Source organism: Phenylobacterium sp., assembly GCF_035475775.1.
In the GTDB taxonomy this organism is placed as follows: domain Bacteria; phylum Pseudomonadota; class Alphaproteobacteria; order Caulobacterales; family Caulobacteraceae; genus Phenylobacterium.
Genome location: NZ_DATIMC010000143.1, coordinates 1 through 10,789, shown reverse-complemented (window position 1 = coordinate 10,789; position 10,789 = coordinate 1). Strand labels below are relative to the sequence as shown.

Annotated in this window: 9 protein-coding genes and 1 pseudogene; 5 read left to right on the top strand and 5 right to left on the bottom strand. The window is 70.1% G+C overall.

All coding sequences use genetic code 11. The annotated features are described in order from the left end of the window. The 3 genes from VLI41_RS16590 to prfB form a co-directional block, all read left to right on the top strand. A partial coding sequence (locus tag VLI41_RS16590; RefSeq protein WP_325269198.1) for an N-acetylmuramoyl-L-alanine amidase occupies nt 1–592 on the top strand: 592 nt, incomplete at its 5' end. Nucleotides 593–943: 351 nt separating this feature from the next. Next, entirely contained in the window at nt 944–3,289 is a 2,346-nt protein-coding gene (locus VLI41_RS16585) for a penicillin-binding protein 1A (protein ID WP_325269199.1), read from the top strand. Between the two features lie 49 nt (nt 3,290–3,338). After that, nucleotides 3,339–4,464, top strand: a protein-coding gene (prfB, locus tag VLI41_RS16580) for a peptide chain release factor 2 (protein WP_325269197.1) whose coding sequence is annotated in 2 segments (ribosomal slippage) — nt 3,339–3,407 and nt 3,409–4,464 — 1,125 coding nt in all. Because the reading frame shifts where the segments join, the coding sequence is not laid out codon by codon here. 121 nt (nt 4,465–4,585) lie between these two features. On the opposite strand, the gene VLI41_RS16575 is transcribed toward prfB, so the two are convergent. Both VLI41_RS16575 and VLI41_RS16570 read right to left on the bottom strand, forming a co-directional pair. After that, nucleotides 4,586–5,692, bottom strand: a complete 1,107-nt coding sequence (locus tag VLI41_RS16575; RefSeq protein WP_325269196.1) for a M23 family metallopeptidase — start codon at nt 5,690–5,692, stop codon at nt 4,586–4,588. Nucleotides 5,693–5,805: 113 nt separating this feature from the next. After that, nucleotides 5,806–6,270, bottom strand: coding sequence for a peroxiredoxin (locus VLI41_RS16570; RefSeq protein WP_325269195.1), 465 nt, complete (start codon nt 6,268–6,270; stop codon nt 5,806–5,808). Nucleotides 6,271–6,293: 23 nt separating this feature from the next. On the opposite strand from VLI41_RS16570, the pseudogene VLI41_RS16565 reads away from it, so the two are divergent. Next, a pseudogene (locus VLI41_RS16565) lies at nt 6,294–6,373 on the top strand (hypothetical protein); the annotation flags it as partial. A 24-nt stretch (nt 6,374–6,397) separates the two neighbouring features. Here the strand turns inward: VLI41_RS16565 and tyrS are convergent. The 3 genes from tyrS to efp form a co-directional block, all read right to left on the bottom strand. Next, nucleotides 6,398–7,699 carry a tyrosine--tRNA ligase gene (gene tyrS, locus VLI41_RS16560; protein ID WP_325269194.1) on the bottom strand — a complete coding sequence of 434 codons (1,302 nt, stop codon included), beginning with the start codon at nt 7,697–7,699 and terminating at the stop codon, nt 6,398–6,400. A 186-nt stretch (nt 7,700–7,885) separates the two neighbouring features. Further along, entirely contained in the window at nt 7,886–9,031 is a 1,146-nt protein-coding gene (locus VLI41_RS16555) for a serine hydrolase domain-containing protein (protein WP_325269193.1), read from the bottom strand. 59 nt (nt 9,032–9,090) lie between these two features. Next, nucleotides 9,091–9,657 carry an elongation factor P gene (gene efp / locus VLI41_RS16550; protein ID WP_325269192.1) on the bottom strand — a complete coding sequence of 189 codons (567 nt, stop codon included), beginning with the start codon at nt 9,655–9,657 and terminating at the stop codon, nt 9,091–9,093. Between the two features lie 124 nt (nt 9,658–9,781). Between efp and epmA the strand changes: the two genes are divergently transcribed. Continuing rightward, nucleotides 9,782–10,789, top strand: a 1,008-nt coding sequence (epmA, locus tag VLI41_RS16545; RefSeq protein WP_325269191.1) for an EF-P lysine aminoacylase EpmA, incomplete at its 3' end; no start/stop codon positions are given.

The following is a 10,789-nucleotide window of genomic DNA, read 5'->3' as shown; positions in this document are numbered from 1 at the left end:
CCTCGCGGCCGCTCAGGCGCTCAAGGCCCGGCTCGAACGCACCGGCCGCTACCAGGTGGTTATGACCCGCGAGGCCGACGTCTATGTGGCCCTGGCCGACCGCGTGCGGATCGCCCAGCGGGCCGGCGCGGACCTGTTCATCTCGCTCCACTCGGATTCCGGGCCCAGCGCCGACCTGCACGGCGCCAGCGTCTACACCCTCTCCGACAAGGCCTCCCTGCGGGCCACCCAGTTCGTCAGCCGCGAGGACTGGTTCATGAAGGCCAGCCTGACGGGCGACCGTGGGGTCCGCGACATCCTGTTTGACCTCACCCAGCGCGCCACCAAGAACCGCTCGGCGGCCTTCGCCGAGACCCTGGTCAGCCACATCGAGAGCCGCACCGGCCTGCTCCGCCGCACCCACCGCGACGCCGGCTTCATGGTGCTGCTGGCGCCGGAGGTGCCTGCCGTGCTGCTGGAAATGGGCTTCCTCTCCAATCCCGAGGACGAGGCCATGCTGCGTGATCCGGCCAGGCGCGAGCAGCTTATGGACGGCGTGGCCCAGTCCATCGACGACTACTTCGACCAGAACGCCCGCATGGCGTCTCGGTAGGGGCCGTGCTTCCGGCGACAGTTGTGCTCGCGATCGTCGGCATCTTCGTCGTGGGTCGCCGGTATTCGAGAGACTCGCCGGCTGTAGCCGGAGGCCTTCTCGTTCTCGCCGGCCTGCTGGTCCTCTTCCTCCTGCTGTGGATTGTCCTCGGCGCTGCCTGCCAATTCGAGGATCGGTGCGTGTGAGCCGCCCGGGCGATGCGATTGCGGCGCGCTGACGCCCTACGCTGCGCGCCCGTTGGCGCCCGGCGCGACGCAGGCTAGACCCGAGGCCGGCGGGGACGGGGCGCCCCTGGAGGTCGTGGACAAGTTGAATCCTCCCCCGAGATGGGTCGCGATCGCCGGCGTGGCGATGCTGAGCCTCGTCGCCCTGGCGGGGATCGCGACGGCGTTCTGGGCCGCCTGGCTGTTCCACGACATGCCCGACGCCGGCGACCTCGCCGACTACCATCCGCCGACCGCCACCCGCGCCTACGCCTGGGACGGCACCCTGATCGGCGAGTTCTCCCGCGAGCGGCGGATCTTCGTCCCCTATGACGCCATCCCGCCGAAGCTGGCCCAGGCCTTTCTGGCCGCCGAGGACCACAGCTTCTTCCAGCACGGCGGCCTCGACGTGCAGGGCATCGGCCGCGCGATGGCCAAGGACGCGGTGAATTTCGTCGAAGGCAAGCGCTTCGAGGGCGGCTCGACCATCACCCAGCAGGTAGCCAAGAACATCCTGCTGTCCAACGAGCCGACCATCGGGCGCAAGCTCAAGGAGGCCATGCTCGCCCACCGCATCGAGCAGACGCTGTCGAAGGAGCGCATCCTCGAGCTCTATCTGAACGAGATCTGGCTCGGCTACCGCAGCTATGGCGTGGGCGCGGCCGCGTACAACTATTTCGGCAAGTCGGTCACCGATCTCGATCTCGCCGAATGCGCCTACCTGGCGTCGTTGCCGAAGGGGCCGGACAACTACCATCCGATCCGCCACAAGGCCGCCGCCATCGCCCGCCGCAACTGGGTGATCGACCAGATGGCCGACCTGGGCTGGGTGACGCCGGAGCAGGCCGCCGCCGCCAAGGCCGAGGACCTGAAAGTCCAGCCGGAGCCGACGCGCGCCAAGTACCGCGACGCCGACTACTTCGTCGAGGAGGTGCGCCGCCGCGGCCTCGCCACCCTCGGCGAGCGGCTGAACGAAGGCGGCTACTACGTGAAGACCACCCTCGATCCCAGCCTGCAGAGCGCGGCCAGGACAGCGCTGATGGATGGGCTGGAGCGCTACGACCACCGCCACGGCTGGCGCGGCGCCTGGGGGCGCGTCACCACCCTGGCCGGGTGGGAAGACGTCGCCAGGCATTCCGTGCGCCCCGCCGAGCGGCGCACCTGGAAGGCGGCGGTGGTCACCGACCTCGGCGGCGGCGTGGTCCGCCTGCGCACCATCGACGGCCAGGTCGGGACGCTGGCGGCCGAGGACGTCGCCTGGGCGCGCGCCGGCAAGGGCATCGGCACGGGCGACCTCGTCTGGGTCGCGCCCGACGAGAAGGGCGGGGCGGCGCTGCGCCTCAAGCAGATCCCCCTCGTCAACGGCGCGCTGGTGGCCCTGGAGCCGCAGTCGGGCCGGGTGCTCGCCATGGTCGGCGGCTACTCGTTCTCGCTGTCGTCCTTCAACCGCGCGACCCAGGCGCTTCGCCAGCCGGGCTCGGCGATCAAGCCCATCGTCTACGCCGCGGCCCTGGAGAGCGGCGCCTATACGCCCGCCAGCGTGGTCATGGACGCCCCGATCAGCCTGCCGGGCGGCAACGGCACGGTCTGGACGCCGGAGAACTACGAGGGGAAATACTACGGGCCGCTGGTGTTCCGGCGCGGCCTCGAGCTCTCCCGCAACACCATGACCGTGCGCATCGCCCAGGGCGTGGGCATGCCGAAGATCGCCGACCTCGCCCAGCGCATGGGCGTCACCGACCACATGGACCACGTCCTGGCCATGGCGCTCGGGGCCGGCGAGACGACGGTGTTCAAGCTGGCCGGCGCCTACGCCTCCTTCGTCAACGGCGGGCGCAAGATCGAGCCGCACCTGATCGAGCTGGTGCAGGATCGTGAGGGCAAGACCATCCTGAAGGCGGACCGCCGCGAGTGCGATCGCTGCAACGCCGGCTTCTCGGGCGAGGAGAGCCCGCACATCCCCCCCGCCGGCGCCCAGCTCATGGACCCGATCACCGCCTATCAGATCACCTCGATGCTGGAGGGCGTGGTGCAGCGCGGCACGGCCGCCCAGGCCTCCTCGCTCGGCCGCCCGCTCGGCGGCAAGACCGGCACCACGAACGAGTACCGCTCCGCCTGGTTCATGGGCTTCTCGCCCAAGCTGGTGGTGGGGATCTTCGTGGGCTTCGACGACAACCGCAGCCTCGGCGACAACGAGACCGGCGCCGTCGATGCGGTGCCGATCTTCATCGACTTCATGAAGAACGCGCTCCAGAGCGAGCCGCCGGACGACTTCCCGGCGCCCAAGAACGCCAAGTTCGCCATGGTCCGCGGCATCCGCGAGGCGTTCCGGCCCGGCACCGAGCCGCGCGTCGCCGAGACCCCCATCGCCAACGGCCGGCCGCTCGGGCCGATCCCCTACAATCAGCTGCCGATCAGCCCGCCGGCGGTGATCGCGCCGAACCCGCCGGCGGCCAAGCCCAAGAAGCCGGACGACGTCACCGGATTGTACTGACCGGGCCGAAGGGCTATCTCGCCCGCCCACGAACGAATTGGAGCTTTCGATGAGAGCGGATGTCGAGGCCGCCAAGGCCGACATCGAGCAGGCGATCGACCTGCTCAGGAGGCGTCTTTGACTGGGAGCCTGCGCTCCGCAAGCTGGACGAGCTGAACGCCCGGGTCGAGGACCCGACGCTGTGGGACGACGCGGGCCGGGCGCAATCCATCATGCGCGAGCGCAACCGCCTCGCCGCCCAGGTCGGGGCGGTGCAGGGACTCGAACGCGAGCTCGCCGACGCGGTGGGCTATGCCGAACTGGCGGACGAGGAAGGCGACGAGGCCTCGCTCGACGAGGCGCGCGCCCAGCTCAAGGCGCTGAAGGATCGCGCCGCCCGGGCCGAGCTCGAGGCGCTGCTCTCCGGCGAGGCGGACGCCAACGACGCCTACGTGGAGATCAACTCCGGCGCCGGGGGCACCGAGTCCAACGACTGGGCCCTGATGCTGCTGCGCATGTACACCCGCTGGGCGCAGGCGCACGGGATGAGCGTCGAGGTCATCGAGGAGACCGGCGGCGAGACCGCCGGCATCAAGTCGGCGACCGTCCAGGTGAAGGGCGAGAACGCCTACGGCTGGCTGAAGACCGAGGCCGGCGTGCACCGCCTGGTGCGCATCTCGCCGTTCGATTCCAACGCGCGGCGGCACACCTCCTTCGCCTCGGTCTGGGTGTTCCCGGTGGTCGACGACACCATCGAGATCGAGATCAATCCCGCCGACGTGCGCACCGACACCTACCGCGCCTCCGGGGCCGGCGGCCAGCACATCAACAAGACCGATTCCGCCGTGCGCCTGACCCACATCCCGACCGGGATCGCGGTCGCCTGCCAGAACCAGCGCTCACAGCACCAGAACCGCGAGCAGGCCTGGAAGATGCTGAAGGCGCGGCTCTACGAGCTGGAGCTGGAGAAGCGCGAAGCCGCCCAGGCGGCGATCGAGGAGCAGAAGACCGACATCGGCTGGGGGCACCAGATCCGCTCTTACGTGCTGCAGCCCTACCAGATGGTCAAGGACCTGAGGACCGACGTCGAAACCTCTGACACGCAAGGGGTTCTGGACGGCGACCTCGACGAGTTCATGGGCGCGGCCCTGGCCCAGCGGGTCGGCGCGACGCGCGGCTCGACCGTGGAGGCCTAAGTCCCTCCCTTAATGGGGAGGGACAGGCCGCGAGGCGGGCAGGGTGGGGTAGCGAGAATCGAACTGCGGCCTCGGAAACGATGCCCGGCTAATCCCCACCCTGCCGTGGCTGCGCTCCGACCTACCCCGCGGCGTTCACGTAGGCGCCGGCCTTCAGGAAGCGCTCGGGGTTCACCGGCCGGCCGTTCAGCCACACCTCGTAATGCAGGTGATTGCCGGTGGACCGGCCCGTCGAGCCCATGCCGCCGACCTTTTCGCCGAGCGCCACCGGCTCGCCGGCATGCACCGCGATGGCCTGCAGATGGGCGTAGCGGGTCTTGAGGCCCCGGCCGTGATCGATCTCCACCACCTTGCCGTAGCCGCTGCGCAGCCCTGTGTAGGCCACGACGCCCGGCCCCGTCGCATAGATCGGCGTCATCCGCCCGCCGGGAAAGTCGAGGCCGGTGTGGAAGGCCGCGCGATGGGTGAACGGATCGATCCGCACGCCGAAGCCGGATGAACGCGCGATCTCCGTGGTCGGCGCGGCGAGCGGCAGGGTCTCGGCGGTCTGGGCGAGCCGGCGGGCGTCCGACAGGTCGCGCGCCGCATGCCGGAGGCGCTGGGCGAAATCGGCGTCCCCGTCGGTGACGGCCGCGAGCGCGCCGGCGTCCTTCAACTCGATCAGCGGGCCCCCGACGCCGCCTGCGTTCGGCGGCGGCGAGGCGGGCGTGAGCCCGGCCAGCCGCAAGGCGTAGCGCAGCCGGTCGGCCCGGCTCCTGGCGTAGGAGTCGGTCTTATCGATCAGCTGCTCCTGGCTGAGCTCGATCTTCTGCAGCCGTTCGGCCGGGCTGGCGTCGACGCCCGCCAGGCCCTGGTCGACGATGGGGATGAGCGTCTCCGCCGCGCCCGGGGCGTTCTTCAGCTCCGTGAGCAACATGGCGAGCGCCGCATGCCGCCTCTCGATCATCGCGGCGAGCTGACCGGAGATTTCAGCCTTCGCGTTCGGTTCAGACTTCGAGCTGGGCCGGGCCTGGGATACGGCAGCGGTGGCCGAGATGGCGTTGACCAGCATCGAGGCGCTCGCCACCCCGGTCCACAGCGCCGCGGCCGCGACGGCCGCCGTCGCGAGCATCTGTCGGCGGGGCGTCAGCACATAGGCCTGCATCCGGCCGCCGGAGCGGACGTAGAGGTGGCGTTCCGGAAACAGCGCCCCAAACGTGCGGCGAAGGCGCGCCAGCCGTTCTCTCATGCCGCCAATGGCCCCCGGCCCGATGGACGGCGGGATAGAAACGGAGTTACGGCGGCGGTGCAAGATAGTTAACGCCGCACCTGAATCCCGAACTCTGCGGCGAGTCGGGCGTCTCAGCCAGCGCGCTTCACCGCCTCCAGCACCTGTTCGGCGTGGCCCGGGACCTTCACCTTGCGCCAGAGACGCCTCACCACGCCGTCCTCGATCAGGAAGGTCGATCGGTCGATGCCCATGTACTTGCGGCCATAGAGGCTCTTCTCGACCCAGGAGCCGTAGCGCTCGACCGCATCGCCTGCGGGGTCCGACGCCAGCTTCACCTTCAGCGCGTGCTTTTCGGCGAACTTCCGGTGCGAGGCGAGGCTGTCCTTCGAGACGCCGACCACCGTCGCGCCCGCCTTGGCGAAGTCGTCCGCCAGTTCGCTGAACGCCTTGGCCTCGTTCGTGCAGCCGGTCGTGTCGTCCTTCGGATAGAAGTAGAGCACCAGCGTCCGGCCCGCGAAGTCGGCGAGCTTCACCGGCCCCTCCGGCGTCTCGAGGTGGAAATCCGGGGCGTTCGTTCCTTCGGTGATCTCGCTCATGCTCTGGCTCTCCAATTCTGCGTCATCCCGGCCGGAGCGTAGCGGAGAGCCGGGACCCAGGAGAAGCCGTGCGCAGGCCCTGGGTCCCGGATCGGCCTTGCGGCCGTCCTGGATGACGAGGCTTTGGTCACACCGGCTTCACCAGCACGATCTTCTTCTTCCCCGCGGCGAGCTTGACGACTCCGTCCACCAGATCCGCGCTGGTCACCGTGCGGTTGGCGTCCGGCTCGGCTTTGTCATTGACCCGCAGCCCGCCGCCCTGCGCCAGGCGCCGCGCTTCGCCGCGCGAGGCGGCCAGGCCCGCCGCCTGCGCGAGCGCGGCCAGCATGACGCCGGCTTCGAGCTCGGAGGCGTTCACCTCCACGGTCGGCAGGTCGGCGGAGAGCCGACCCTGCTCGAACGCGGCTTCGGCGGCCCCCGCGGCGACCTCCGCGGCGTCCGCCCCGTGCAGCAGGCGCGTCGCCTCGTTGGCCAGCACCTTCTTGGCCTCGTTGATCTCGGCCCCCGGCAGCGCTTCCAGCCTTGCGATCTCGTCCAGCGGCAGGTCGGTGAACAGGCGCAGGAAGCGGCCGACGTCGGCGTCCTCGGTGTTGCGCCAGAACTGCCAGTAGTCGTACGGGCTGCGCATCTCGGCGTTCAGCCAGACCGCGCCCGCCGCGGTCTTGCCCATCTTCGCGCCCGAGGCGGCGGCAAGCAGGGGGGTGGTCAGCCCGAACGCCGGCTTGCCGTCCACGCGGCGGATCAGCTCCACGCCGTTGACGATGTTCCCCCACTGGTCGGAGCCGCCCATCTGCAGGATGCAGCCCAGCCGGCGCTCCAGCTCCAGGAAGTCCACCGACTGCATCAGCATGTAGTTGAACTCGAGGAAGGTCATCGGCTGCTCGCGCTCGAGCCGCAGCTTGACGCTCTCGAAGCTCAGCATCCGGTTGATCGTGAAGTGCACGCCGAAGTCGCGCAGGAACTCGACGTAGCCCAGCGCATCCAGCCACTCGGCGTTGTCGACCATCACCGCGTCGGTGGGCCCGTCGCCGAACCGCAGGAATTTGGCGAACACCGTCTTGATGCTGGCGATGTTGGCCTGGATCTGCTCGACGGTGAGCAGCGGGCGCGAGCTGTCCCGGTCGGTAGGATCGCCCACCTTGGTGGTGCCGCCGCCCATCAGCACGACCGGCCGGTGGCCGGCCTGCTGCAGGCGCCTGAGCATCATGATCTGGATCAGGCTGCCGACGTGCAGCGAGGGCGCGGTGGCGTCGAAGCCGATGTAGGCCGTGATCGGCCCGGCGGCCGCGGCCGCGTCCAGCTCGGCCGGGTGGGTGACCTGGTGGATGTAGCCGCGCGCCTGCATCACCCGCAGGAACTCGGACTTGAACGGCTGCTCGGACATCGGGGGCGGCTCTAGCACGGCGGATGCGGGATTATCGAGACGCATGGCGATCTCCTGGGTCTGAGGAGGCCGGGCGCGTCGAGTGATGCCTGAGATCTGCGCCGGCCGCGAAGGGCAGGCGCGTGGGATCGGGCGCCTGCGTCAGGGCAGGCGGTAATAGCGGCCGGAGAGGGGGCGGCTTCCGATCATGGGCGCTAGGTAAGCGGCGCCCGGGCCGCGGTCAAGCCGCGCTCAGACGATCCCCAGGCCCTGCCACATGGCCATGGCCAGGCCCAGCGCCCGCACGTCCCCCGTGGTGGTCGGCGCCATCCTGTTCATGGCGTAGCCGAAGGTAGTCCTCGCATCCATGTCGATGATCGCCAGCGAGCCGCCGTAGCCGCCCCAGAACATGCTGTTCGGATTGGGCAGCGGGACCATGCCGCCGGATAAGCCGAAGCCCATGCCGTAGCGCACGGGACGGCCCAGGATCAGGTCGTCGCCTTCGATCTGCAGCTCCAGCGCCTTGCGGCAGCCGGCTTCCGAGATGAATCGCTTGCCGTTGGCGACCCCGCCGTTCGCCAGGATCGCATGCGCCTGGGCGATCGAGCGCGCATTGCCCGTGCCGCCGGCCGCCGGAATCTCGGCGCCGCGCCAGGCCCGCTTGCGGGTCTCCATGACGTCGACGCCGGGGTTGTGGCTCATGTTGGCCTGCAGTTCGGTCTGCTGGCCGTCGCCCACCGCCGTGCCGGGCGGCGGCGGGATCAGGTCGGCCACCCGGGCGTCCTCGGAGGCGGGCAGGCCGATGTGGAAGTCCGCGCCCAAGGGCTCGGCGATCTCTTCGCGGAACACGGTCCCGACGGTCCTGCCGGTGATCCGGCGGATGACCTCGCCCACCAGATAGCCCTGGGTCATGGCGTGATAGCCGGGCGCGGTGCCGGGCTCCCAGAACGGCGCCTGGGCGGCCAGCAGCGAGGTCGCCTTCTCCCAGTCGTACAGATCCTCTTTGCGGATCGGCTCGCGCCAGCCGGAGAGCCCGGCCGAATGGCTCATCAGCTGGCTGACCTTCACCTCCGCCTTCCCGGCGGCGGCGAAATCCGGCCAGTAGCGGGCGACCGGGGCGTCGAAGTCGAGCTCGCCGCGGTCGGCGATCAGCAGCGCGGTCAGCGCCGTCATGGTCTTGGTCGTGGAATAGACGTTGACGATGGTGTCCCGCGTCCAGGGCCGGCCGCCCGGCGCGTCGGCCCAGCCGCCCCAGAGATCGACGATGACCTCGCCGTCCCGGGTCGCGCAGAACGAGGCGCCCACGTCCTCGCCGCTCGCCAGGTTGGCGGCGAAGGCTGCGCGCACCGGCTCGAACTCAGGCGCGACGGCGCCTTCGATATCCAGGACTTCGCTCATGGGTTCCTCCGGCGCGATGACGGATCAAGCACTGGAAGATCGTGCGCCGTCCAGTCGGATCAGTCCTTCGCCCGCTCCTGGTAGGAGCCGTCCTCGGTCAGCACGACGATCTTGGTGCCCACGCCGATGTAGGGCGGGATCATGGTGCGCAGGCCGTTGGAGAGCACCGCGGGCTTGTAGGAGGACGACGCCGTCTGGCCCTTCACCGACGGCTCGGTCTCGACCACCTCGAAAGTCGCGAGCCTGGGCAGCTCGATGGCGATCGGCACGCCCTCGTGCGTCGAGAGGTGCACGTTCATCCCGTCCTGCAGGTAGAACCGCGCATCGCCCACGATGTCCGGCGAGGCGACCAGCTGGTCGTAGGTCTCCGGGTTCATGAAGTGGAACCCTTCGCCGTCGGCGTAGAGGAAGGTGTACTCCCGCTCGTCGACGGTGGCCCGCTCGACGGTCTCGGTCGTGCGGTAGCGCTCGGAGATCTTCACCCCGTCGGAGATTCGCCGCATGTCGAGCTGGGTGACCGGCGTGCCCTTGCCGGGATGGATGTTCTGGGCCTGCAGGACGACGTAGAGCTTGCCGCCGAGATCGACCACATTGCCCTTGCGGAGGGAGCTCGCTTGAACCTTCACGTGAATTCCTCGATGCGCGTGGCGGCCGCGCATCTCGCGTGCGCGCGATTCCGCTGATCAATTGCCGGTCGCGCCCCTATAGCGATCTTCCCCGGAATCGCCAGCCCCACGCCTGTCGCACCTCATGGACGAGCCATCCCCTTCGCCCTGGTGGCGCCCCGACCGCCACGCCGACCGCCGGCCCTTCCTGGTGGCGCGCAGCCGCATCGCCGCGGCCGTGCGGCGCTGGTTCGACGAACAGGGCTTCATGGAGGTGGATCCCGCCGCCCTCGCGGTTTCGCCGGGCAACGAGGCGCACCTGCACGCCTTCGCGACCGAGGCGGTCGGGCCGGCGGGCGAGCGGCGGCCGCTCTACCTCCACACCTCGCCCGAGTTCGCGGCCAAGAAGCTGCTGGCGGCCGGCGAGGCGAAGATCTTCAGCCTCGGCCACGTGTGGCGCAACCGCGAGCGCGGGCCGCTGCACCACCCCGAGTTCACGCTGCTGGAGTGGTATCGGGCCGGCGAGCCCTACGAGGCGATCATGGCCGACTGCGCGGCGCTGCTGCGGATTGCGGCCGCGGCGGCCGGCGCGGAACGCCTGAGCTTCCGGAATCAAGCCATTGATCCTTCGGCAGAACCTGAACGCGTCACGGTCACCGAGGCGTTCCGGCGCTACGCCGGGCTCGACCTCTTCGACGCCGATCTTGCGGCGACTGCGGCCCGGAGCGGCGTGCGGATCGCCCGGGACGACACCTGGGCCGACGTGTTCAGCCGCGTGCTCGTGGAGAAGGTCGAGCCGCAGCTGGGCCAGGGCAGGGCGACCATCCTGTGCGACTACCCGATCCGGGAGGCGGCGCTGGCCCGGCCGAGCCCGCGCGATCCGCGCGTCGCCGAGCGCTTCGAGCTCTATGCCTGCGGCGTCGAGCTCGCCAACTGCTTCGGCGAGCTCACCGACCCCGCCGAACAACGCCGCCGCTTCGAGGCCGAGATGGCCGAGAAGGCCCGCGTCTACGGCGAGCGCTACCCGATCGACGAGGACTTCCTCGCCGCCCTGGCGACGATGCCGCAGGCCAGCGGCGGCGCGCTCGGCTTCGACCGCCTTGTGATGCTGGCCTGCGGCGCGCAGCACATCGAGCAGGTGCTCTGGGCGCCG

Excerpts from the sequence above, each read along its gene's own strand:
- VLI41_RS16585 (WP_325269199.1), top strand. The coding sequence starts at position 944 with ATGCTGAGCCTCGTCGCCCTGGCGGGGATCGCGACGGCGTTCTGGGCC.
- VLI41_RS16575 (WP_325269196.1), bottom strand. The coding sequence starts at position 5,692 with ATGAGAGAACGGCTGGCGCGCCTTCGCCGCACGTTTGGGGCGCTGTTT.
- VLI41_RS16570 (WP_325269195.1), bottom strand. The coding sequence starts at position 6,270 with ATGAGCGAGATCACCGAAGGAACGAACGCCCCGGATTTCCACCTCGAG.
- tyrS (WP_325269194.1), bottom strand. The coding sequence starts at position 7,699 with ATGCGTCTCGATAATCCCGCATCCGCCGTGCTAGAGCCGCCCCCGATG.
- VLI41_RS16555 (WP_325269193.1), bottom strand. The coding sequence starts at position 9,031 with ATGAGCGAAGTCCTGGATATCGAAGGCGCCGTCGCGCCTGAGTTCGAG.